The organism is Streptomyces sp. 3214.6 (genome assembly GCF_900129855.1).
Taxonomy (GTDB): Bacteria; Actinomycetota; Actinomycetes; order Streptomycetales; family Streptomycetaceae; genus Streptomyces; species Streptomyces soliscabiei.
The window spans coordinates 7,226,697-7,249,645 of sequence record NZ_LT670819.1 but is presented as its reverse complement, the minus strand read 5'-3'; the positions used below and the strand labels follow the sequence as shown (position 1 = coordinate 7,249,645).

The 22,949-nt window shown below is 70.9% G+C and carries 21 protein-coding genes and 1 pseudogene; 10 read left to right on the top strand and 12 right to left on the bottom strand.

Features of this window, described 5'->3' with window-relative positions; all coding sequences use genetic code 11:
• From B5557_RS32780 to ctaC, 4 genes are all read right to left on the bottom strand, one after another.
• On the bottom strand, positions 1-1,254 hold the full coding sequence (locus tag B5557_RS32780; protein WP_079662843.1) for a L,D-transpeptidase: 1,254 nt from the start codon (positions 1,252-1,254) through the stop codon (positions 1-3).
• Positions 1,255-1,385: 131 nt separating this feature from the next.
• Entirely contained in the window at positions 1,386-1,784 is a 399-nt protein-coding gene (locus B5557_RS32775; RefSeq protein WP_079662842.1) for a cytochrome c oxidase subunit 4, read from the bottom strand.
• Positions 1,781-3,517 carry an aa3-type cytochrome oxidase subunit I gene (ctaD, locus tag B5557_RS32770; protein ID WP_079662841.1) on the bottom strand — a complete coding sequence of 579 codons (1,737 nt, stop codon included), beginning with the start codon at positions 3,515-3,517 and terminating at the stop codon, positions 1,781-1,783. The genes B5557_RS32775 and ctaD overlap by 4 nt, the downstream gene beginning before the upstream one ends.
• Entirely contained in the window at positions 3,514-4,473 is a 960-nt protein-coding gene (gene ctaC, locus B5557_RS32765; RefSeq protein ID WP_079662840.1) for an aa3-type cytochrome oxidase subunit II, read from the bottom strand. The genes ctaD and ctaC overlap by 4 nt, the downstream gene beginning before the upstream one ends.
• A 332-nt stretch (positions 4,474-4,805) precedes the next feature.
• Between ctaC and B5557_RS32760 the strand changes: the two genes are divergently transcribed.
• Complete coding sequence (locus B5557_RS32760; protein WP_079662839.1) at positions 4,806-6,188, top strand: cysteine desulfurase/sulfurtransferase TusA family protein; 1,383 nt, start codon at positions 4,806-4,808, stop codon at positions 6,186-6,188.
• Position 6,189: 1 nt separating this feature from the next.
• Here B5557_RS32760 and B5557_RS32755 read toward each other — a convergent pair whose 3' ends face one another.
• Complete coding sequence (locus B5557_RS32755; RefSeq protein WP_079662838.1) at positions 6,190-7,164, bottom strand: carbohydrate kinase family protein; 975 nt, start codon at positions 7,162-7,164, stop codon at positions 6,190-6,192.
• A gap of 145 nt (positions 7,165-7,309) precedes the next feature.
• On the opposite strand from B5557_RS32755, the gene B5557_RS32750 reads away from it, so the two are divergent.
• Complete coding sequence (locus tag B5557_RS32750) at positions 7,310-7,534, top strand: hypothetical protein (RefSeq protein WP_079662837.1); 225 nt, start codon at positions 7,310-7,312, stop codon at positions 7,532-7,534.
• 140 nt (positions 7,535-7,674) lie between these two features.
• Positions 7,675-9,546, top strand: coding sequence for a hypothetical protein (locus B5557_RS32745; RefSeq protein WP_079662836.1), 1,872 nt, complete (start codon positions 7,675-7,677; stop codon positions 9,544-9,546).
• A 91-nt stretch (positions 9,547-9,637) separates the two neighbouring features.
• Here the strand turns inward: B5557_RS32745 and B5557_RS32740 are convergent, their stop codons facing one another.
• The gene (locus B5557_RS32740) at positions 9,638-9,994 is read right to left on the bottom strand and encodes a HesB/IscA family protein (protein WP_030794551.1); all 357 of its coding nucleotides are present in this window, start codon (positions 9,992-9,994) and stop codon (positions 9,638-9,640) included.
• Positions 9,995-10,238: 244 nt separating this feature from the next.
• Here B5557_RS32740 and nadA point away from each other — a divergent pair, with 244 nt between their 5' ends.
• The gene (gene nadA, locus B5557_RS32730) at positions 10,239-11,423 is read left to right on the top strand and encodes a quinolinate synthase NadA (RefSeq protein ID WP_079665134.1); all 1,185 of its coding nucleotides are present in this window, start codon (positions 10,239-10,241) and stop codon (positions 11,421-11,423) included.
• A 356-nt stretch (positions 11,424-11,779) separates the two neighbouring features.
• Here the strand turns inward: nadA and B5557_RS32725 are convergent, their stop codons facing one another.
• The 4 genes from B5557_RS32725 to B5557_RS32710 all read right to left on the bottom strand — a co-directional run bounded on the left by B5557_RS32725 (position 11,780) and on the right by B5557_RS32710 (position 14,902).
• Positions 11,780-12,463 (bottom strand): response regulator, encoded by a 684-nt coding sequence (locus tag B5557_RS32725; protein ID WP_079662834.1) that lies wholly within the window; start codon positions 12,461-12,463, stop codon positions 11,780-11,782.
• A complete protein-coding gene (locus tag B5557_RS32720; RefSeq protein WP_079662833.1) occupies positions 12,460-13,683 on the bottom strand; it encodes a sensor histidine kinase in 1,224 nt (407 codons plus the stop codon). Before B5557_RS32720 ends, B5557_RS32725 begins: the two co-directional genes overlap by 4 nt.
• A 109-nt stretch (positions 13,684-13,792) precedes the next feature.
• Positions 13,793-14,071: a PspA-associated protein PspAA gene (gene pspAA, locus B5557_RS32715; protein ID WP_079662832.1), complete on the bottom strand. Its 279-nt coding sequence runs from the start codon at positions 14,069-14,071 to the stop codon at positions 13,793-13,795.
• 33 nt (positions 14,072-14,104) lie between these two features.
• Entirely contained in the window at positions 14,105-14,902 is a 798-nt protein-coding gene (locus B5557_RS32710; RefSeq protein WP_079662831.1) for a PspA/IM30 family protein, read from the bottom strand.
• Between the two features lie 297 nt (positions 14,903-15,199).
• Here B5557_RS32710 and B5557_RS32705 point away from each other — a divergent pair, with 297 nt between their 5' ends.
• Complete coding sequence (locus B5557_RS32705) at positions 15,200-15,793, top strand: DUF3043 domain-containing protein (RefSeq protein WP_079662830.1); 594 nt, start codon at positions 15,200-15,202, stop codon at positions 15,791-15,793.
• A gap of 83 nt (positions 15,794-15,876) precedes the next feature.
• A complete protein-coding gene (locus tag B5557_RS32700; RefSeq protein ID WP_079662829.1) occupies positions 15,877-16,578 on the top strand; it encodes a methyltransferase domain-containing protein in 702 nt (233 codons plus the stop codon).
• A gap of 70 nt (positions 16,579-16,648) precedes the next feature.
• On the opposite strand, the gene B5557_RS32695 is transcribed toward B5557_RS32700, so the two are convergent.
• On the bottom strand, positions 16,649-16,861 hold the full coding sequence (locus B5557_RS32695) for a hypothetical protein (protein WP_079662828.1): 213 nt from the start codon (positions 16,859-16,861) through the stop codon (positions 16,649-16,651).
• A 114-nt stretch (positions 16,862-16,975) separates the two neighbouring features.
• Here B5557_RS32695 and B5557_RS32690 point away from each other — a divergent pair, with 114 nt between their 5' ends.
• Positions 16,976-18,184, top strand: a complete 1,209-nt coding sequence (locus tag B5557_RS32690; protein ID WP_079662827.1) for a bifunctional adenosylcobinamide kinase/adenosylcobinamide-phosphate guanylyltransferase — start codon at positions 16,976-16,978, stop codon at positions 18,182-18,184.
• A gap of 105 nt (positions 18,185-18,289) precedes the next feature.
• Here the strand turns inward: B5557_RS32690 and B5557_RS32685 are convergent, their stop codons facing one another.
• Positions 18,290-19,189 (bottom strand): class I SAM-dependent methyltransferase, encoded by a 900-nt coding sequence (locus B5557_RS32685; protein WP_099937514.1) that lies wholly within the window; start codon positions 19,187-19,189, stop codon positions 18,290-18,292.
• A gap of 170 nt (positions 19,190-19,359) precedes the next feature.
• Here B5557_RS32685 and cobT point away from each other — a divergent pair, with 170 nt between their 5' ends.
• The 3 genes and pseudogenes from cobT to B5557_RS44340 form a co-directional block, all read left to right on the top strand.
• Complete coding sequence (cobT, locus tag B5557_RS32680) at positions 19,360-20,457, top strand: nicotinate-nucleotide--dimethylbenzimidazole phosphoribosyltransferase (protein ID WP_079662826.1); 1,098 nt, start codon at positions 19,360-19,362, stop codon at positions 20,455-20,457.
• Between the two features lie 73 nt (positions 20,458-20,530).
• Entirely contained in the window at positions 20,531-22,264 is a 1,734-nt protein-coding gene (locus B5557_RS32675; RefSeq protein WP_079662825.1) for a phosphatidylglycerol lysyltransferase domain-containing protein, read from the top strand.
• Positions 22,261-22,911, top strand: a pseudogene (locus B5557_RS44340) (hypothetical protein); the annotation flags it as partial. The gene B5557_RS32675 and the pseudogene B5557_RS44340, both read left to right, overlap by 4 nt.
• Positions 22,912-22,949: the final 38 nt, after the last annotated feature.

Genomic DNA, 22,949 nt, shown 5'->3' with positions numbered 1-22,949 from the left:
CTACACCGCCGCCGGGCTGAGGCGTGCTGTTTCCTGGGCTGTTTCCTGCTTGGCGCCTGTCAGGGCGCTGCCCTCGGTCCACTTGGGCCAGTCCAGGTTCCAGTCGCCGAAACCGTTGCCGAAGGATTCCATGGTGTCGCCATTGCTGTTGACGACCTGGACGACGTCGCCGGCCCGGATGTTGTTGAAGAACCATGCGGCGTTCGACGTGCTCATGCCGGTGCAGCCGTGGCTGACGTTCGCGTAGCCCTGGGAGCCCACGGACCAGGGGGCGGCATGCACGTATTCGCCGCTCCAGGTGACGCGGGTGGCGTAGTAGACGGGCAGGTCGTAGGAGTCCGAGGAGCCTGCGGAGATGCCCACGGTGGTGCTGCGCATCCGGACGAAGTACTCCTTGCCGAGCACGACCTTGACTCCGTTGCGGGTCTCGAAGCCGGGCTTTCCGGTGGTGACGGGGATCTGGTTGATCTCCTCGTCGTTCTTGAAGACCTTCATGGAGTGCGCCGCCGCGTCCGTCACGGCGATGACCCGATCGCCGATGGCGAGCTTGAGGTCCTTCGTGGGGCCGCCCCACAGCCGGTCGCCGATCTTGATGCCGTCCAGGTTGCTGTGGGCGCGGACGACGGCGTGGGCGGGCCAGTAGTCCTTGGGGCGGTAGTGGAGTTCCTTGTCGTCCACCCAGTGCCAGCCGCCCGGCACGGCGGGCGTGGAGTCGACCTTGAGGGCCCGTTCGACGACGGCCCGCTGGGCGGGGTCCTTGACGGGCTGGTCCAGCTTGGCGGTGACGGGCTGGCCGACGCCGTACTCCCCCGCGTCGGGGCCGAACGCGACGGTCAGGCGCTTCTTCGTGGTGGGCTTGCCCGTCTCGAAGGTGAGCACCCGGCGGCCGGGGGCGCCGTCGTCGTCCTCGGTGCTCACGCGGACCGTGTAGTGGACGCCTGCGGCCAGCGGCTCGGTGCTGTGCCAGCGGCTGCCGTCGGCGGAGAGTTCGCCCGCCACGTAGCGGCCTGCGCCGTCCACGGCGGTGACGTCCGTGATGCGGTCGTCGTCCTCGGCGGTGACCTCCAGGGGCTTGTCCGGGTCGACCTTCTTCCCGTCGCCCGTGAGGCCGTTGAAGGAGATCTGGTCCGTCGCGTCGTACGGGCGCGCGGAGAGGGGGTCGCCGTCCGAGCCGCAGGCGCTTGCGACCGCGCCCAGGGCGATCACCAGCAGGGTGCAGCCGACGACGGTGCGGGGGCGGGGTTGGTGGCTCATGACTTCACGCTAGGGAGCCGCGTGAACCACGGCGCGCTGAGTGACACGGACGGAGGACGCCCGATACGGCAAAAGCGTGAGCCCGGACCCTCCTGACGGAGTGTCCGGGCTCTCGCCTCGTTCAGGACGTGTTACTGGGTGCGGTTCTCACCGCGGTAGTACTCGAAGACCCAGCCCCACAGGCCGATGAAGATCAGCGGCAGCGAGAAGTACAGCAGCCACCAGCCGACCGCGACCCCCAGGAAGGCCAGGGCGCCGCCGATGCCGAGCGACAGCGGCTGCCAGCTGTGCGGGCTGAAGAAGCCCAGCTCTCCGGCGTCGTCCGCGACGTCCGCTTCCTTGTTGTCCTGCGCACCCGCGTCGACCCGCCGGGCGGTGAAGCCCAGGTAGAAGCCGATCATGATGCACAGGCCGAAGGCCAGGAAGAGGGCCGTGGTGCCGGCCGGCTCCTTCGACCACACGCCATAGACGACCGCCATGGCGAGGACGAAGACGCTCAGCCAGACGAACATCTTGCCCTGGATCTTCACTTGCCGGCCTCCTTGCTGCCCGTGATGGCACTGGCGCCGTGGCCGGCGTGCTCCAGCTGCTCGAGCGCGGCGATCTCCGGGTGGTGCAGGTCGAACGCCGGGGATTCACTGCGGATCCGCGGCAGGGTGAGGAAGTTGTGGCGCGGCGGCGGGCAGGACGTGGCCCACTCCAGGGAGCGGCCGTAGCCCCACGGGTCGTCGACGCCGACCGGCTTGCCGTACTTGGCGGTCTTCCACACGTTGTAGAAGAACGGCAGGACGGACAGACCGAGGACGAACGAGCTGATCGTCGAGATCGTGTTCAGGGCGGTGAAGCCGTCGGCGTGCAGGTAGTCCGCGTAACGGCGCGGCATGCCCTCGGCGCCCAGCCAGTGCTGGACCAGGAAGGTGCCGTGGAAGCCGATGAACAGCGTCCAGAAGGTGATCTTGCCGAGGCGCTCGTCGAGCATCTTGCCGGTGAACTTCGGCCACCAGAAGTGGAAGCCGGAGAACATCGCGAAGACGACGGTGCCGAAGACGACGTAGTGGAAGTGCGCCACAACGAAGTACGAGTCGGACACGTGGAAGTCCATCGGTGGCGAGGCGAGGATGACGCCGGTCAGGCCACCGAAGGTGAAGGTGATGAGGAAGCCCGTCGCCCACAGCATCGGCGTCTCGAAGGACAGCGAGCCCTTCCACATCGTTCCGATCCAGTTGAAGAACTTCACGCCCGTCGGCACGGCGATGAGGAACGTCATGAAGGAGAAGAACGGAAGCAGCACGCCACCGGTGACGTACATGTGGTGCGCCCACACCGTCACGGAGAGACCGGCGATCGAGATGGTCGCGGCGATCAGGCCCATGTAGCCGAACATCGGCTTGCGGGAGAACACCGGGATCACTTCGGAGATGATTCCGAAGAATGGTAGGGCGATGATGTACACCTCTGGATGGCCGAAGAACCAGAAGAGGTGTTGCCATAGCAACGCGCCGCCGTTGGCGGCGTCGAAGACATGGGCGCCGAACTTGCGGTCCGCCTCCAGGGCGAACAGCGCGGCCGCGAGGACCGGGAAGGCCAGCAGGACCAGGACACCGGTCAGCAGCACGTTCCAGGTGAAGATCGGCATGCGGAACATGGTCATGCCCGGTGCGCGCATGCAGATGATCGTGGTGATGAAGTTGACCGAGCCGAGGATCGTGCCGAAGCCGGAGAAGGCCAGACCCATGATCCACATGTCGGCGCCGATGCCCGGCGAGCGGACCGCGTCCGACAGCGGGGCGTAGGCGAACCAGCCGAAGTCGGCGGCACCCTGCGGGGTGAGGAAGCCGGCGACGGCGATGAGCGAGCCGAACAGGTACAGCCAGTAGGCGAACATGTTCAGTCGCGGGAAGGCGACGTCCGGCGCGCCGATCTGGAGCGGCATGATCCAGTTCGTGAAGCCGGCGAACAGCGGCGTCGCGAACATCAGCAGCATGATCGTGCCGTGCATCGTGAACGCCTGGTTGAACTGCTCGTTCGACATGATCTGCAGGCCCGGTCGGGCGAGCTCGGCGCGCATGAAGAGCGCCATGACGCCGCCGATGCAGAAGAACGCGAACGACGTGACCAGGTACAACGTACCGATGGTCTTGTGGTCGGTGGTCGTCATCCACTTGACCACGACATTGCCGGGCTGCTTGCGCCGGACCGGCAGCTCATTCTCGTAGGAGTCTTCAGCTGCCGCGGCACCCTGGGGTTCGTTGAGGATGCTCACAGGTTGTTCGTCTCCCGGTTCTTCTCGTGGCTCGTCTGCTCGATGCCCGCGGGAACGTAACCGGTCTGCCCCTTCTTCACGAGGTCCTTGAGGTGCTGCTCGTAGCGCTCCTGGGAGACGACCTTCACGTTGAAGAGCATCCGGGAGTGGTCGACGCCGCACAGCTCGGCGCACTTGCCCAGGAAGGTGCCCTCGTGGTTGGGGGTCACCTGGAAGGAGTTGGTGTGGCCCGGGATGACGTCCTGCTTCATCAGGAACGGCACCACCCAGAAGGAGTGGATGACGTCACGCGAGGTGAGGATGAAGCGGACCGTCTTGCCCTCGGGGAGCCAGAGGGTCGGGCCCGGGTTGTGGGTGTCCGGGTTCTTCTCACCGGGGGTTCCGCAGGTGTAGGTGCCGCCCGCGTTGTCCGGGAAGTCCGTCTTGAACCGGTCCGGGATCGCGGCCAGGTTCTTGTCGGTCTTCGCGTCCCCGTTGGAACCGTCGACGTTCTCGATGTAGTTGAAGCACCAGCTCCACTGGAAGCCGACCACGTTGACCGTGACGTCGGGCTTCTTGTCGAGGCTCAGCAGCTTCGACTCGTCGCGGGCCGTGAAGTAGAACAGCACCGAGACGATGATGATCGGCACGACCGTGTACAGCGCCTCGATGGGCATGTTGTACCGGGTCTGCGGAGGAACTTCGACCTTTGTGCGGCTGCGCCGGTGGAAGAAAGCACTCCACAGGATCAGGCCCCACACCAGCACGCCGGTGGCCAGCGCGGCAGCCCAGGAGCCCTGCCACAGGGAGAGGATCCGCGGAGCCTCTTCTGTGACCGGGGTGGGCATACCAAGGCGGGGGAAGTCCTTGTATGTGCAACCGGTGGCGGTCGCCAGGACCAGGCCCGCGGTCATTGCCTGCAGCAGCTTCCGCCGCATCGGGCGCCGCGGCGAGCGGTCGGAGCCGTTGGGACTCACGTAGCGCCTTCCCGAGAGTCTCGCCCGCGCGGTTGGCTGCGGCCTGCCTTCTCGCTGGTCGGTCGCCGCCCTGCGTCGGGCAGGGGTTTGGATGTTTATGCGGACCAAACCCTAGCCGACGCCCTCCGGGGGTTCGCGGGGAGGGTGGCATACGCGCCGCCGGTCACCCCGAAGGGGTGGGGACGGGTGGCCGATAGCGCCTAATAGCTCGTCAATGCGGCTTGTATGGCGAGGGCGGGACCGCCGTGGGCGATCGCGCCCCGCGCGGCGGAGCGGCGGATCGAAACGGTGCCACGCCCCCCGGGAGCCGGCCCACGTCTTAACGTTGCCGTGTGCCCTACTTCGACGCCGCCTCCGCCGCTCCCCTGCATCCCGTGGCCCGCCAGGCTCTGTTGGCCTCGCTCGACGAAGGGTGGGCCGACCCCGCCCGGCTGTACCGGGAGGGGCGGCGCGCGCGGATGCTGCTCGATGCCGCCCGTGAGGCGGCCGCCGACGCGGTGGGGTGCCGACCGGACGAACTCGTCTTCACGTCCTCGGGAACGCGGGCCGTGCACTCCGGCGTCGCGGGCGCGCTGGCCGGGCGTCAGCGGGTTGGACGTCACCTGATCGTGTCATCTGTCGAACACTCCTCAGTGCTCCATTCGGCCGAGGCGCACGAGCGGGACGGCGGCACGCTGACACGGGTGGCCGTCGACCGCGCGGGAGCCGTGGCCGTCAAGGCGTATGCCGAGGCCCTGCGGGCCGACACCGCCCTCGCCTGTCTTCAGTCGGCCAATCACGAGGTGGGGACCCAGCAGCCGGTGGCCGGCGTGGCCGAGGTGTGCCGGGCGGCGGGGGTACCGCTGCTGGTGGACGCGGCACAGTCGCTCGGGTGGGGGCGGGTGGAGGGCGACTGGTCGCTGCTCACGGCCAGCGCGCACAAGTGGGGCGGTCCGTCGGGGGTCGGGGTGCTCGTGGTGCGCAAGGGGGTGCGGTTCGCCGTCCAAGGCCCGGTGGACGAGCGGGAGTCGGGGCGGGCGGCCGGGTTCGAGAACATTCCGGCGATCGTGGCCGCGGCGGCCTCGCTGCGGGCGGTACGGGCCGAGGCGTCGGCCGAGGCGGCACGGCTGCGGGAGCTGACGGCGCGGATCCGGGCCCGGGTGGCCGCCGTCGTCCCGGAGGTGGAGGTCGTGGGGGATCCGGAGCGGCGACTGCCGGGGATCGTCACCTTCTCCTGTCTGTACGTCGACGGGGAGGCGCTGCTGCACGAGTTGGACCGGGAGGGATTCTCCGTGTCGTCCGGTTCGTCCTGCACCAGCAGCACGCTGACGCCCAGCCATGTGCTGAAGGCGATGGGGGTGCTGAGTGAGGGAAACGTGCGGGTTTCGTTGCCGGCGGGGGCGGCCGAGGAGGATGTGGAGAGGTTCCTCGCCGTGCTGCCGGGGGCCGTGGCGGGGGTCCGGGAGAAGCTCGGGGCGCCCATGTCCGCGCAGGTGGCGGACGTACGGGGCGAGGAGCTCGTGGTGGACGCGCTGGGCAGGCGGTGTCCGATTCCCGTCATCGAGCTGGCGAAGGTCATCGGGGACGTGCCGCTCGGGGGCACGGTGCGGGTGCTGTCCGACGACGAGGCGGCCCGGCTCGACATCCCCGCGTGGTGCGAGATGCGGGGACAGGAGTACGTCGGTGAGGAGCCGGCGGACCGTGGCTTCGCCTACCTGGTCCGCCGGGTCTCCTGAGTCACGCCAGGTGTGTGCGGACCTCGGCCGCGGCCTCGTCACCGTAGGCCTTGGTGAAGCGGTCCATGAAGTGGGCGCGGCGCAGCTGGTACTCCTGGGTGCCGACGGTCTCGATGACGAGGGTGGCGAGCATGCAGCCGATCTGCGCGGCGCGCTCGTGGGAGACGCCCCAGGCGAGGCCGGAGAGGAAGCCGGCGCGGAAGGCGTCGCCGACGCCCGTCGGCTCGACCTTGGCCTCCTCGTCCGGGCAGCCGACCTCGATCGGGTCCGCGGCGATGCCCTCGATGCGGACGCCCCGCGAGCCGAGGGTGGTGACGCGGTGGCCGACCTTGGCGAGGATCTCGGCGTCACTCCAGCCGGTCTTGGACTCGATCAGGCCCTTCTCGTACTCGTTGGAGAACAGGTATGTGGCGCCCTCCAGCAGCATCCGGATCTCGTCGCCGTTCATACGGGCGATCTGCTGGGAGAAGTCGGCGGCGAAGGGGATCGAGCGGGAGCGGCACTCCTCGGTGTGCCGGAGCATCGCCTCCGGGTCGTCGGCGCCGATCAGGACCAGGTCGAGGCCGCCCACCCGGTCGGCGACGGTCTTCAGCTCGATCAGGCGGGCCTCGCTCATCGCGCCCGTGTAGAAGGACCCGATCTGGTTGTGGTCGGCGTCGGTGGTGCACACGAAGCGGGCGGTGTGCAGGGTCTCGGAGATACGGACCGAGCCGGTGTCGACGCCGTGCCGGTCCAGCCAGGCCCGGTACTCGTCGAAATCCGCGCCCGCGGCGCCGACCAGGACCGGGCGGGTGCCCAGCTGGCCCATGCCGAAGGCGATGTTCGCGCCCACGCCGCCCCGGCGCACGTCCAGGTTGTCGACCAGGAAGGACAGCGAGACCGTGTGCAGCTGGTCCGCGACGAGCTGATCGGCGAAGCGGCCGGGGAACGTCATGAGGTGGTCGGTCGCGATGGAGCCGGTGACTGCGATGCGCACGGCGTGGACTCTCCTGTGGAATCAAAGGGGTGCTGCGCGATAGCGGACGGTTCACGCTACCCGGTCATCCCGGCCTGCTGAAGCAGCCGAAACTACCCGATAGTAGATCTTTCTTCGCGAGCCGCGGCGTGCATACGGTTCGGTCATGACGAACCTCAAGGTCCACGCCCCCGTTCCGGCCGACCTCGACGGCGGCCTGGCGTCGCTGCGCGGTGACTGCGCCCGGATGGCTCCGCACTGGGCCGCCCCGGAGAAGATCACTTCCCGTCCGGTCTCACCGTCACTCATCCACGGCGTGAGCGTGCCGGTGAAGTCGGCGCGGCTGCTGGAGGCCATGCTGGACGACGTCGTCCTTGAGTACGGGAACTAGGGGGTTTTCCCTCGGTTTCTCTCGGCTTTCCTCGGCAGGGCGCTCGGAAGGGAACCGTGCGCTCCCCTGTCGCGTCCCATCGCCGTCCCCCGTAAAGGGGATGTGAGGTACGACAGCAGGGCAGCCGAAGGAGCGATGCGGTGAACACCGAGCGACCCGAGAACGACGACGCCGCGCGCGAGCCGGAGCAGACGGACACCGAGGACGGCGCGGCGAAGACGGCCGCCGGGGGCGCGTCGGCGAAGGCGGGCACCGAGGACGGTACGGCGGAGCAGAGCGCCGTTTCCGAGAAGACCCCGCCGAGTGAGGTTCCCGAGGAAACTCCGGCCCGTGAGGTGCCCGAGGACGCCACGGCCCGTGAGGTTCCCGAGGAACCCGGGGCCCGTGAGGTTCCCGAGGAAGCCGACGCCCGTGAGGTTTCTGAGGGGACTCCGGCCAGTGAGGTGCCCGAGGGTGCCCCGGGCCGTGGGGTGCACGGGGAAGCCGCCGACCGTGGGGCGTCCGAGGGGGGCTCGGCCGGTGGGGTTTCTGAGGGGGTCCAGGTGGGCGAGGTCGGTGAGGAGGCGGAGGTCGCCGGCTCTCGGCGGCGTTCCCCCGTGCTCATCGCCTCCGTCGCCGCCGCCGTGCTGTTGGTGGGCGGCGGCGGGGCGTACCTCACCTCCGGTGTCGTGAGCAGTTCGGGCGGCGAGGCCGCCGGGTCCAGTTCCGGGTCGCCCTCCGGGGACGGCGCCCCCGCCGCGCTTCTCCTGGACGACTACTCCGCAGGCACGGGTACCCCCAACGGCGGTGCGAACGGCATCGCGCCCGGCGAGCCGAACCCCTACGGGACCACCTACAAGGCCCACGGCACGCTTCCGGACGGTCCGAGCTCCGCGCCCGCGTACTGGGCCGAGGGCGCGGTCACCAAGGACGAGGTGGCCCGGCTGGCGAAGGCCCTGGGGGCCGACGGGACACCGGTGGTCGACGGCGAGGCCTGGAAGGTCGGCGCCGCCGACGGTTCGGGGCCGGCGCTGCGGGTGAACCGCCAGGCGCCGGGAATCTGGACCTTCACCCGGTACGCGCCCGGCACCGACGACTGCACGGGCGGCACCGTCAAGTGCACCCGGGAGCCCGCGGGCCCGGCCGGCGACACGGTGAGCGAGGCCGTCGCGAAGCAGGCGGCGGCGCCGATCCTGAAGGCGGTGGGCCAGGACGACGCCAAGGTGGACGCGAGCCAGATCATGGGCGCCCAGCGGCTGGTGAACGCCGATCCGGTGATCGGCGGTCTGCCCACCTACGGCTGGACGACCGGCATCAGCGTCAGCGCGCAGGGCGAGGTCGTCGGCGCGAACGGCCAGTTGCAGGCGCCGGTGAAGGGCGACACATACCCCCTGCTGAGCGCTCGGGAGGCGCTGGCCGCGCTGAACAGGGCGCCGGGGAGCAATCACCGGATGGGCATCGGCGGCTGCGCCAGCCCGGTGCCGCTGAAGGACCGGCTGGAGAGCCCGTGCGGTATGTCCACCGCGGCGCCGCAGCAGGAGACGGTGACGGTCGAGGACGCGGTGCTCGGGCTCGCCCCGCACACCTCGGGCGGCCGGCAGGTGCTCGTGCCGTCCTGGCTGTTCGACGTGAAGGGCGCGGGGGCCGCCGCCGGGTACACGGTGACGCAGCCGGCCGTCGAGCCGGCGTATCTGGAGTCCGCGACGACGCCCACGCCGACGCCGACCGGCAGCGCCCCGAAGACGCGTGACGTGCACCCGGACGGTTACACCGCCGAGGGCAAGGAGCTGGTCGTGAGCTTCACCGGCGGGGTGTGCGCCGACTACAGGGCGACAGCGACCGAGAGCGCGGACGAGGTGAAGGTCACCGTCACGGAGACGCCCTGGCCGAACAAGATCTGCATCACGATCGCCAAGCAGTTCCACAAGACCGTGCAGCTGGACCAGCCGCTGGGCAGCCGGACGGTGGTCGGCACGGACGGCAAGGCGATTCCCCTGGAGAAGCCGGGGGCGCGGCTGCCGCAGGTCCAGTAGCGGCCGGCGCGGCGAACGCGAAGGCGGCGGCCCCATCGACAGGGGGCCGCCGCCTTCGTTGTTCGCTTATGCCTTCAGGCGCTACTGGAAATCAGCTGAAGGAGTCGCCGCAGGCGCAGGAGCCCGTCGCGTTCGGGTTGTCGATCGTGAAGCCCTGCTTCTCGATGGTGTCGACGAAGTCGATGGACGCGCCGCCCAGGTAGGGGGCGCTCATGCGGTCGGTGACGACCTTGACACCGTCGAAGTCCTTGACGACGTCGCCGTCGAGGGACCGCTCGTCGAAGAAGAGCTGGTAGCGCAGGCCGGAGCAGCCACCGGGCTGAACGGCGACACGCAGGGCCAGGTCGTCACGGCCTTCCTGGTCGAGCAGGGCCTTGACCTTCGCCGCGGCGGCGTCGGACAGGATGATGCCGTCGGTGACGGTGCTGGTCTCGTCCGATACGGACATCTACATCTCTCCCGGGTTGTACGGAGACTGCTTGCCGACGGTTGCAACCGACGGGGCCGCGGATTCATTCCGGGCCGAGCTCTTGTCTTTTTCGTTCCCTTCTCATGCTCGCACACACGGTTGCGGGCGGAAAACGCCTCACCGGGATTCATGTCACATCGACGCTATGACCATCGTCAAAGTGACGTGAAGCGGGTTATGATAGATAACGTCAGTTCGACGAAAAGTAGAAAGGGTGCGTGTCGTGACCACCGCCCAGACCACGGAGCTCGACGTACAGCCGTCTCCGCTCGCCCTGTTGCTGCTCGGCCGTGAGGCCGACCCGAGGAGCGAGCGGGGTGTCGAATGCCCCGGCGACCTGCCCTCCCCGTCCGACCCGGACCTGGTGGAGCGGGCCCGCGCGGCCAAGGAGAAGCTCGGGGACAAAGTCTTCGTGCTCGGCCACCACTACCAGCGCGACGAGGTCATCCAGTTCGCGGACGTCACGGGCGACTCCTTCAAGCTGGCCCGGGACGCGGCCGCCCGCCCGGAGGCCGAGTACATCGTCTTCTGCGGTGTGCACTTCATGGCCGAGTCCGCCGACATCCTGACGTCGGACGACCAGAAGGTGGTCCTCCCCGACCTCGCCGCCGGCTGTTCGATGGCCGACATGGCGACGGCCGAGCAGGTCGCCGAGTGCTGGGACGTGCTGACCGAGGCCGGCATAGCCGAGCAGGTCGTGCCCGTCTCGTACATGAACTCGTCCGCGGACATCAAGGCGTTCACGGGCAGGCACGGCGGCACGATCTGCACCTCCTCCAACGCCCGGCGGGCCCTGGAGTGGGCCTTCCAGCAGGGTGAGAAGGTCCTGTTCCTGCCCGACCAGCACCTCGGCCGAAACACCGCCGTGCGGGACATGGGCCTGTCCCTGGAGGACTGCGTCCTGTACAACCCGCACAAGCCGAACGGCGGGCTGACCGCCGAGCAGCTGCGCGACGCGAAGATGATCCTGTGGCGGGGCCACTGCTCGGTGCACGGCCGCTTCAGCCTGGAGTCGGTCGAGGACGTGCGCGCCCGGATCCCCGGCGTGAACGTGCTCGTGCACCCCGAGTGCCGGCACGAGGTCGTGGCCGCGGCGGACTACGTCGGCTCGACCGAGTACATCATCAAGGCGCTGGAGGCGGCCCCGGCCGGCTCGAAGTGGGCGATCGGAACCGAGCTGAACCTGGTACGCCGGCTGGCGAACCGTTTCGCGCCCGAGGGCAAGGAGATCGTCTTCCTCGACAAGACGGTCTGCTTCTGCTCGACCATGAACCGGATCGACCTCCCCCACCTGGTCTGGACCCTGGAGTCGCTGGCCGAGGGCAACCTGGTCAACCGCATCGAGGTCGACCGGGAGACCGAGACGTTCGCGAAGCTGGCCCTGGAGCGGATGCTGGCACTGCCGTAGGCCAACCCGTTGCAGGGGCTCCTTCCACCGGGAAGGAGCCCCTGAAGCCATCACAGCCGACTCAACCTCACGGGCTCCGCCCACGACACCGCGTCATACGGCCCTGTGCCGACCGCGCCCTTGATGGCTGCTCGCACTGTGAGCACCACATCTCACTACGCCTCAGTCACCGGCTGCAAGATCTACAGCGGGGTTCCGCCGGGAGCGATTTCCCTGCCAGAACCCACCTCTTCGTGGCAGTCGAGGCCCTGCCCGGCCGGTTTCCGGGGGCTTCACGCGCTCCGTCGGCTGCCGCGTCGCGGCACGCTTCATCGCCCTCCCGCGCCTACTCCGGGCGCAGTACGGGAGGGCTCGGCTCACTCCACGCGCGGGCGGACCAGTCCCGACTCGTAGGCGATCACCACGAGCTGCGCCCGGTCGCGCGCGCCCAGCTTGGCCATGGCCCGGTTGACGTGTGTCTTCACCGTCAGCGGGCTGACCTCCAGGCGCTCGGCGATCTCGTCGTTGGAGTGGCCGCCGGCGACCTGCACGAGGACCTCGCGCTCGCGCACGGTGAGCGCCTCCAGCCGGGCGGAGCGGGCGGAGTCGTGCTCGTCGTCCGCCGCGCCGCCCTGGGCGAGGAAGCGGGCGATCAGGCCCTTGGTGGCGGTCGGCGAGAGCAGGGCCTCCCCGCCCGCGGCGACCCGGATCGCGCTCAGCAACTCCTCGGGCTCGCTGCCCTTGCCGAGGAAGCCGGAGGCGCCGGCCCGCAGCGACTGCACCACATAGTCGTCGACCTCGAACGTCGTCAGGATGACCACCCGGACGTGTGCGAGGGAAGGATCGGCGCTGATCAGCCGGGTCGCGGCGAGACCGTCGGTGCCGGGCATGCGGATGTCCATCAGGACGACGTCGGCGCACTGCTCCTTCGCCAGCCGGACCGCCTCCGCGCCGTCGGACGCCTCGCCGACCACCTCCATGTCGGACTCGGAGTCGACGAGCACGCGAAACGCGCTGCGCAGCAGCGCCTGGTCGTCGGCGAGCAGGACACGGATGGTCATGCGCTCTCTCCCGTGGTGGCCGTGCGGGTCTTGATCGGCAGGATCGCATGGACGCGGAAGCCGCCCCCGTAGCGGGGGCCCGTGGTGAGGGTGCCGCGCAGGGCGGTGACGCGTTCGCGCATGCCGAGCAGGCCGTGACCGCCGCCTTCCTGAGGGGACTCCTCGCCGTTGGGGCGACCGTTGTCGAGGACGGTGACCTCGATGTTCGGCCCCACGCGCACGACGCTGACCTCGGCCTTCGCCTCGCCTCCGGCGTGTTTTTGAACGTTGGTGAGGGCTTCCTGGATGACCCGGTACGCGGCCAGGTCGACGGCGGCGGGGAGCTTGGTCCCGTGGTCGGTGCGGGCCACCTCGACCTGGAGGCCCGCGTTGCGGAAGGTGCCGGCGAGCTCGTCGAGGCGGTCCAGGCCGGGCGCGGGCTCGGTGGGGGCCTCGGGGTCGCCGGACTGGCGCAGCAGGCCGACGGTGGCCCGCAGTTCGTTCAGCGCCGAGCGGCTGGCCTCGCGGACGTGCGCGAGAGCCTCCTTGGCCTGGTCGGGCCGCTTGTCCATGACATGCGCGGCGACTCCGGCCTGCACGTTGACCAGGGCGATGTGGTGGGCGACGACGTCATGCAGGTCGCGGGCGATGCGCAGGCGCTCCTCGGCGACCCGGCGGCGGGCCTCCTCCTCGCGGGTGCGTTCCGCGCGCTCGGCGCGGTCCCGGATGGCCTGGACGACGGCCCGGCGGCTGCGGACCGCGTCCCCTGCGGTGGCGCCGATGCCGGTCCAGGCGAGGATGCCCAGGTTTTCCTGCGCGTACCAGGGCAGTGGTCCGGCGAGCATGGCGGTGCCGGTGAGGACCGTCATGGTGAGCAGGCCGGCCCGCAGGCTGGTGGCGCGGTCGGTGCCGGCGGCGACGGTGAACAGCGCGATCACGGCGGACATGGCGACGGGGGCGCGGGGGTCGCCGGTGACGGACTCGATCACGGAGGCGGCGCCGGTGAGGGCGAGGACCGTCATGGGGGCGCTGCGGCGGAAGACGAGGGCGACGGCGCCGAGCGTCATCAGCAGCAGGCTGAGCGGGTCCGGGCTGTGGATGCTCCAGCTGACGCTGTGCTCTCCGTGCGGGTCGACGAAGGAGCCCGCCAGCATGCAGAGCAGGACGCCTGCGGCGATCGAGGCGTCCAGGGCCAGGGGGTGGGCCTTGAGCTGGCACTCGGCCCGGGCAAGGAGGGTCACCTCGTAGTTACCGTCGCTTTCCTTGCCGTAACCGGGGGCTGCCGCCCCCGGACCCCGCCTCGGCCCCGAAGGGACCTCGTCCTCACCCGCCGGACGGGCTAGAAGAAGATCACCCCGGGATCAGGCCGTCGTCGCTCAGCATCTCCCGAACCTCCTCCAGGCTCGCTTCCGCGGCCGGAAGGATGAGTTCCGAGGGTTCCAGAGCGTCGTCCGGCAGGGGGTCGCCCAGGCGGCGGACCGCGTCCAGGAGGGCGCCGATGACGCGGTGGAAGCCCTCCTCGTCACCGCGCTCCATCTCGGCCAGCAGCTCGTCGTCCAGCTTGTTCAGTTCGACGAAGTGGGAGTCGGCCAGCGTCCACTGGCCCTCCCCCATGATCCGTACGATCATGTCGCCCTCCTCGGCTCCGGGCCCCGGCGCCGGTTACTGCTTGTCGAAGCGCGGGGTGTCCTGCGGCTGCTGCTGGGACTGCGACTGGCTCGTGCCGCCTTCGATGGCCTGCTGTCCGGAGGACGAGCCGCCGGCGAGCTCCGCCTTCATGCGCTGCAGTTCCAGCTCTACATCCGTACCACCGGAGAGGCGGTCCAGCTCGGCCTGGAGGTCGTCCTTCGCCATGCCCGTCGGGTCGTCCAGCGCGCCGGAGGCCATGAGCTCGTCGAGAGCGCCGGCGCGGGCCTGGAGCTGGGCCGTCTTGTCCTCGGCGCGCTGGATGGCCAGGCCGACGTCGCCCATCTCCTCGGAGATGCCGGAGAAGGCCTCGCCGATGCGGGTCTGGGCCTGGGCGGCGGTGTAGGTGGCCTTGATGGTCTCCTTCTTCGTACGGAAGGCGTCCACCTTGGCCTGGAGGCGCTGGGCCGCGAGGGTGAGCTTCTCCTCCTCGCCCTGGAGCGTGGCGTGCTGTGTCTCGAGGTCGGTGACCTGCTGCTGGAGGGCGGCGCGGCGGGAGAGCGCCTCGCGGGCGAGGTCCTCACGGCCGAGCGCGAGGGCCTTGCGGCCCTGGTCCTCCAGCTTGGTCGACTGCGACTGCAACTGGTTCAGCTGGAGTTCGAGACGCTTGCGCGAGGTGGCCACGTCGGCGACGCCGCGGCGGACCTTCTGGAGGAGCTCCAGCTGCTTCTGGTACGAGTAGTCGAGGGTTTCGCGCGGGTCCTCGGCCCTGTCAAGGGCCTTGTTCGCCTTCGCGCGGAAGATCATCCCCATACGCTTCATGACACCGCTCATGGGCTTCGCGCGCCCCCTTCTGACGTCCAGCCTGAACCTCTGCGACAGAACCCACAGTACGGGCCCTGCATCCATTGACGCACTGTTCGGGGACGGATGCGCTCATCCCCAAGGACGACTGACCGCGCTCCTGCTCCGGCGTGAGGAGTAGGTGACCTTCAGGGTGGGCGACCGATCACCCTGTGCCCCTTCTTCCCCACTCCTGCCCGGTCTGTCCCCTCTACAGACGACTGGTGTTGCCGGATCGTTCCCCTCCGGGCTGGGGTCCATGCCCGGGAGCGCTTACCCTTGGGTTTTGTGTTCCGTAGCCGTGCCAAGGAAGAGAAGGCCCCCGCCGACGCGGTGGTGACCGACTCCAAGCAGACCCGTGACCCGCAGGCCCCCAAGGGCAGGCCCACGCCCAAGCGCAGTGAGGCCCAGTCCCAGCGCCGCAGCGTCGCCAGCACCTCGACGTCGCGCAAGGACGCCGCCAAGCGTCAGCGCGAGGAGCGCCGTGCCCAGCTGGACCGCCAGCGCCAGGCGCTGGCCGGCGGTGACGAGCGTTACCTGCCGGTCCGCGACAAGGGCCCGGTGCGCAAGCACGCCCGGGACTTCATCGACTCGCGGTTCAACGTGGCGGAGTTCTTCCTGCCGATGGCCGTGGTCATCCTGGTGCTGAGCATGGTGCGGGTGGGCTCGCTGCAGACCATCGCGCTGCTGCTGTGGCTGGTCGTGATCGTGCTGATCGTGCTGGACTCGTTCGTCACCGGGTTCCGGCTGCGCAAGCAGCTGGCGGAGCGCTTCCCCGACCAGAACCGGCGGGGCGCGGTGGCGTACGCGCTGATGCGCTCGCTGCAGATGCGCCGGCTCCGGCTGCCCAAGCCCCAGCTCAAGCGTGGAGCACGGCTCTGAGCGCTGCGGCCTTCTCCGGGGGAGCGGCCGAGGCCTGGCTGAGCAGGCTGGGCGGGCTGCGTGACGTCGTACGACAGGAGCTGGTGGCCCGGCAGCTCGACGAACAGATAGCGGCGCGCTACCCGGTGGGGCAGCGGCTGCGGGTGCTCGACGTCGGGATGGGCCAGGGCACGCAGGCGCTGCGGCTGGCCCGGCTCGGACATCAGGTGACCGGTCTCGAGCAGGACGCGACGATGATCGCCGCGGCCCGTGAGGCGCTGTGCGGCGAACCCGAGGGCATCCGGGAGCGGATGCGGATCATCGAGGGCGACGGCCGCGACACCGGAGTGCACTTCCTGCCGGGCAGCTTCGACGTGGTGCTGTGCCACGGCGTGCTCATGTACGTCGCGGAGCCGGATCCGCTGCTCGCGGGGCTCGCGCGGATGCTGGCGCCGGGCGGTCTGCTGTCGCTGCTGGTCAGGAACGCGGACGCGCTGGCCATGCGGCCGGGCCTGTCCGGCGACTGGACGGGCGCGCTGGGCGCCTTCGGCTCCGACGCCTACCGCAACCGGCTGGGGCTCGACGTACGGGCGGACCGGCTGACGACGCTGACCGGCACGCTCGCCGGGATCGGCGCTCCGCTGCAGGCCTGGTACGGCGTGCGGGTCTTCACGGACACGGCGGCGGACGGGGCGGAGATCCCGGGCGACGTCGAGGCCCTGCTGGCCGCCGAGGAGCGGGCCGGGCGGACCGACCCCTACCGGCAGGTCGCGGCGCTGCTGCACCTGTGCGGGGTGCGCGGCTGAGCGGTCACGCTCCGCTCGTACGAGTGAACGGCGTACGGGGTGGCCGTGGTGGGGCCACCCCGCTGTGCGGCTACGCCTCGTTCGCGCGCAGGCTCATCGGGCCGTAGATCTCGGTGGAGTCCTCGAACAGCCGTACCTGGTCCGCGCCGCCTTCGAGGAGGTCCTTCCACACTTCCCCGATCCAGGACTCGGCGTCCCCCTGCGTGGTGAACTCCTCGGGCTGCACCGCGGGTTGGACCTCCGTCCCGTCGGCCTTCTCGAACCGCCACGTCCATGCCGCCATGTACGCCTCCCAGCTGTGACCACGTGCAGAGCAGAAGCCGGATCTTGGTCCGGCTCCTGCCGAGCAGCCTAGTCGGATGCGCAAGACCAGGTCAGACAGGCGAAAATCAGCTCCGTGGAAGTCACTCTGCTCGGTACCGGCGCCCCCGCGGGCCTGCCCCGCCCCGACTGTCCCTGCTCCGTGTGCGCGACCTCGCTCGGTGCGCACGCGCGCGCGGCGACCGCGTTGCTCGTGGACGGGACGCTGCTGCTCGATCTGACGCCGGGCGCCGCGTTCGCCGCCGCGCGCGCGGGTCACTCGCTGGGCGGGGTGCGGCAGGTGCTGCTGACGCATCCGCACGACGGGCCGCCGGTGGAGGTGCCGGCCGGGCTGCCGCAGCCCGGCCGGGTGCCGGACGGGCGGGAGTTGGCGCTGCTGACGGGGCATCGGGTGCGGGCCGTGGCGATGGACGCGCCGGGCACCGGGTACGCGGTCACCGGCCCGGACGGGCAGCGGCTGCTGTATCTGCCGCCCGGGGGCGCGCCGGCGGGCCTGGAGGAGGGGTCGGGGGCCGCCGAGCGGTACGACATGGTCCTCACGGATGTCGTGGGGCGGCCGGACGCGCTGGCGAAGCTGCGGGCGGTGGGCGCGGTGGGGCCGACGACGGACGTGGTCGCCGTCCACCTGGACCACGACGTGCCGCCGGGCGCGGAACTCGCGCGGCGGCTCGCTGCGGCGGGGGCGCGGGCGGTGGCGGACGGGTCGACGCTGACGGTGGGGGTGTACGAGGAGGTGCCGGACGTGCCGAGGCGGACGCTGGTACTGGGCGGGGCCCGGTCGGGGAAGTCGGTGGAGGCCGAGCGTCGGCTGGAGTCCTTCCCGGACGTGCTGTACGTCGCCACCGGGGGGACGCGCGGCGGCGACACCGAGTGGGCGTCGCGGGTCGCGGCGCACCGGGAGCGGCGGCCGGGGTCCTGGCGGACGACGGAGACCTGCGACCTGGTGCCGTTGCTCGCGGCGGAGGGGGCGCCGCTGCTGATCGACTGTCTGTCGCTGTGGCTGACGGACGCCATGGACTCCGTCGGGGCGTGGGACGACGCGGTGTGGGCGGACGGCGGCGAGAAGGCGCTGCGCGCGCGGGTGACGGAGTTGGCGGCGGCCGTGCGCTCGGCGCGGCGGACCGTCGTACTGGTGTCGAACGAGGTCGGCTCCGGGATCGTGCCGGCCACGGCGTCGGGGCGGCGCTACCGGGACGAACTGGGCCGGCTGAACGCGGCGGTCGCCACCGAGTGCGAACAGGTCGTACTGGTGGTAGCAGGCCAAGCCCTGCCACTGCGCGCCTGACCGCCCAACTCCGCCCCACAGCCTCCAGCCCAGCCCCGGCCCACGGCCCGCCGGGGTTCGGGTCGCGGCGCTTCGGGGTCGCTGGGGTCGGGGTGTTGCGGGGGGTTAGGGCTTGCGGGCGATGAGGCGGTAGGCGTTTGAGAAGCGGGTGCGGCGTAGGGCTGGGGCCAGGGCGTGGTCGAGAGTGGCGGCCAGGGCGGTCAGGGGGCCGGCCATGCGGCGCAGCCGGGTCCGGTTCAGGTAGAGCGAGGCCGCCGTCGCCAGGTCGTGCGGGGTGTGCGGAGCCCTGCGGTCCGTCACGACGATCTCGCAGCCCCGGGCCTGGAGTTCCGTGCGGAGGTTGGCCAGGGGGATCAGGTGGAGGTGGCGGGGCTGGTCGTGGGAGTGCCACCACTTGCCGAGGACGGCGGCGGACGCGCTGGAGGGGTCCGGGAGTTCCAGGAGGAGGTGGCCGCCGGGACGCAGGGCGGCCAGCGCGGCCGCGAGTTCCTTCCTCGGCTCCCGGGTGTGTTCCAGGTGGTGGAGCATGCTGACCACGTCGTAGCGGCCCCGCACGCGGGACAGGACCTCCGGCGCGGTCAGATGGCCCACGTGGGCCTCCTCGAGGCGGCCCGCGGCTCTCGCCCGCTCCACTCTGAGGGTCGGGTCCACCCCGTCGAACGCCGTGTAGACGAACAGTTCCTTCGCCGCCGCCGGGAAGGGCGCGTCCCCCGTCCCGACGTCCAGCCAGCTCTCCGGTTCGGGGAAGGGCAGCATCGCCCGTGCCGTGGCCCTCAACTGCCCGTGGCCGGCCCGCTGGTCGCTCGCCGCGCCGTACAGCTGGAGTCCCTCGGTGGTCAGGCGCGGGTTCTGGAAGGCGTGGGCGCAGTCCCGGCACTCGTCGACCACGAACGTGCCGGGTCTGCGATGGCGCAGGTCCGGTGCGCGCAGCCGGGTGCGCAGGCGTTTCGAGCCGCACCAGGGGCAGTCGTCGCGGCGCGGCTCGTGGACGGGCCTGGGGGGCATGAGCGGCTCCGGGGAGGACGGGATGGGCACACGACAGGCGAACACAAATTGTGGCAAAACGGAACGTATGGGATACCGATCCCGGGTGCAATGACGCCATGAGGGCGTGGTGGGGGCGTGGTGACGATGTAGCGCTGAACCGTTCGATCAGTGCCGGTACTGTTCGGCGAATGAGCTCGCTTAATCTCGACGACTTCACCGATCTGATCGAGCGCCCCGACGGCGGGGTGCGCCGCGACGCGGAGGCGCGCCGGGAACGTCAGGTCGTGCCGCCCGGTTCGCTGGGGCGCCTGGACGACCTGGGTGAGTGGCTGGCGGCGGCACAGGGCGCGGCGCCCGTGCGGCCGGTCGAGCGGCCGCGGGTGGTGCTGTTCGCCGGCGACCACGGCATCGCCGAGCTCGGCGTCTCCGTCCGACCCGCGGGCAGCGCCGCCGAGTTGGTGCGCGAGGTCCTGGAGGGCGGCCGTCCGGTCTCCGTGCTCGCCCGCCGTCTCGGCGTGCCGTTGCGGGTCGTGGACATGGCCCTGGACTGCGACCCGGACCTGTTCCCCGAGGACGTCGTACGGCATCGGGTGCGGCGCGGCAGCGGCCGGATCGACATCGAGGACGCGCTGACGGTCGAGGAGGCGGAGGCCGCCTTCCGGGCGGGCGTGGCCGTCGCCGACGAGGAGGCCGACTCCGGCACGGATCTGGTCGTGCTCGGCGACGTGAGCGTCGGCGGGACGACGGCGGCGGGCGTGCTGGTCGCAGCGCTGTGCGGGACGGACGCGTCCGTGGTGACCGGGCGGGGCGGCGAGGCGATCGACGACCTGGCGTGGATGCGCAAGTGCGCCGCGATCCGGGACGCGTTGCGCCGGGCGCGGCCGGTGCTCGGCGAGCAGTTGCAGCTGCTGGCGACGGTGGGCGGCGCCGACCTCGCCGCCATGACGGGCTTTCTGCTCCAGTGCGCGGTGCGGAAGTTGCCGGTCGTCCTGGACGGCGTCGTGGCGGCGGCGTGCGCGCTCGTCGGGCAGCGGATCGCGTTCCGGGCGCCGGACTGGTGGCTGGCCGCACACAAGAGCGGTGAACCGGGGCAGGCGAAGGCACTCGATCGGATGGCTCTGGAACCGCTCCTTGACCAGGGCGTGAGGGTCGGCGAGGGCGCCGGCGCCCTGCTCGCACTGCCATTGGTGCAGGCAGCGGCGGCACTGGCCGCGGAACTCCCCGAGAAGCCGGAGGCGTCCGAGGACAAGACCGAGGGCTCCGAGGAGGAGCCGACGCAGGAGTAGGGACCTGGGGGAAAACGGACAGGCGGCGCCAAAAGAGCGGTTTCCCGGAAGTGCACCCATATGATCACCACTCATGGGCAACACCCGGGGCGCCGCCGCCTTCGCCGTCTGGTACCTGCGGGCCGTCGCGTTCGTCAACTTCCTCAGTGCGGTGTGGGTTTCCCTGGGGCAGGACGTGCGGCGGCACAACCAGGAGAACCTGTTCACGCCGTATCTGCTGACGGCCGGCTTCGCGTCCGGGGTCTTCACCGCGTTCCTGGCCGTCACCATGCGGCGGCGCAAACGGGCCGCGTGGATCCTCAACCTCGGTCTCAGCGGGGCGTTCCTGGGGCTGTTCTCGCTGGCCATGGCGTTTCCGGAGATCAGGCGCTGCCCGCAGAACTGGGTCTCCCTCGCGCTGACCGCCGCGTTCGTGGTCGCGCTGCTCGCCGGGCGGCGGGAGTTCTACGCCAAGGGCGACCGGTCCAACCCGAAGCTCGCCGCGGCCGTCGGCGTCGGCGGACTGCTGGGCGCCTCGCTGCTGGCCGCGCTGCTCGTGACGGTCACCAACCGGGCCTCCGCCCCCTCCACCTTCCTGGAGCGCTGGCGCTACGGCACGTTGCGGCTGGTCTCCGTCGCCGCCGACGACTACCGCGTCCCCGGGATCGCCACGCCCACCTGGGTGGACGTCGCCGTCAACGTGCTGAGCACGGTCCTCGTCCTCGCCGTGCTGTACGCGGCGTTCCGCTCCCGGCGCGCCGTCGACCCGCTCACCGAGGACGACGAGAAACGGCTACGGGAGCTCCTCGACCGGCACGGTGAGCGGGACTCGCTCGGCTACTTCGCGCTGCGCCGCGAGAAAAGCGTGTGCTTCTCGCCGACCGGCAAGGCGGCCGTCGCCTACCGCGTCATCGGCGGGGTGTCGCTGGCGTCCGGGGATCCGCTCGGGGATCCGGAGGCCTGGCCGGGGGCGATCGAGCCGTGGCTCGCCGAGGCGCGGGCGCACGGGTGGATCCCGGCGGTGATGGGCGCGAGCGAGGAGGCCGGGACCGTGTACGCCCGGCACGGACTGGACGCGCTGGAACTCGGGGACGAGGCGATCGTCGAGGTCGCCGAGTTCACCCTCGAAGGACGTGCCATGCGGACCGTCCGGCAGGCGTACAACCGGGTCCGCCGGGCCGGGTACACCGTGCGGGTACGGCGGCACGAGGACATCCCCGCCGATGAGATGGCGTACCTGCTGCGGCGCGCCGACGACTGGCGCGACGGGGCCACGGAGCGCGGGTTCAGCATGGCGCTGGGGCGGCTCGGGGACCCGGAGGACGGCCGCTGCGTGATGCTGGAGTGCACCGACGCCGACGGTGAGCTGCGGGCCCTGCTCTCGTTCGTGCCGTGGGGGCCGCACGGCCTGTCCCTCGACCTGATGCGCCGGGACCGCGCCTGCGACAACGGCCTGATGGAGTTCATGGTCCTCGAACTCCTGCGCCGGGCCCGGGAGACGCGAGAGATCCGGATCACCCAGGTTTCGCTCAACTTCGCCGTGTTCCGGTCGGTCTTCGAAAGGGGCGCACGCCTCGGCGCCGGGCCGGTGCTGAGGCTGTGGCGGTCGCTGCTCAGCTTCTTCTCGCGCTGGTGGCAGATCGAGTCGCTGTACCGCGCCAACGCCAAGTACCGGCCCATCTGGGAACCCCGCTTCCTGCTCTTCGAGAAGAGCGCGGACCTGCCCCGCATCGGCATCGCCGCGGCGCGGGCGGAGGGGTTCCTGGGGGCCGTGCCGTCGGGGCTGCCGAAGTGGCTGCACCGCAAGCATCTGGAGACCCACCGATGAACCGGATCGCCCGCTGGGCCCGCGCCGAATGGGGTGCGCTGTACCTGGCCGTACGCACCCCCCTGGTGCGGCGGTCTCGGCGGGCGGCGCCCATGAGCGCGGTGCCCATGAGGCTGGTGCCCATGACTCTGGCGGCGGTGTGCCTGACGTCGGTGACGCAGGTCGTGCAGAACCAGTCGTGGGGCTATCAGCCGGTCCAGAACCTCGGCGCGGTGAGGGCGCAGGACGCCTTGTGGCTCGCCCTGCTGCGCACCCCGCTCTCGCTCTTCGTCCCCGCGCTGGACCTGCCGGTGTGGGGCGCCCTCGCGCAGCTTCTGCTGGTGTTCGGCGTCGCGGAGCTCTGCCTCGGCTGGTGGCGCACCCTCGTCATCGCCTACGCCGCCACCCTCGCCGGCACCCTGTACGCCCGCGTGGGCATCGCCCTGGGCCCGGACAGCCCCTTCGGCCTGCCGGTGGCCGACGCCCGCATCGTGGACACCGGTCCGTCGGCGGCCGTGGTCGGCCTCGCGGTGTTCCTGGGCTGGCGCTATCGCGCCCGCGCGACGGCGGCCGCGGTGGTCGTCGCCATGGTGGTGGAGGTCCTGCTGAAGAACAACCTGGCGGGCAAGGAGCATCTGGCGGCGATCGGGGCGGTGGTGGCGCTGTGCGCGTGCCGGCGCGGGGCGGGGCAGCCGGACGACGTCCC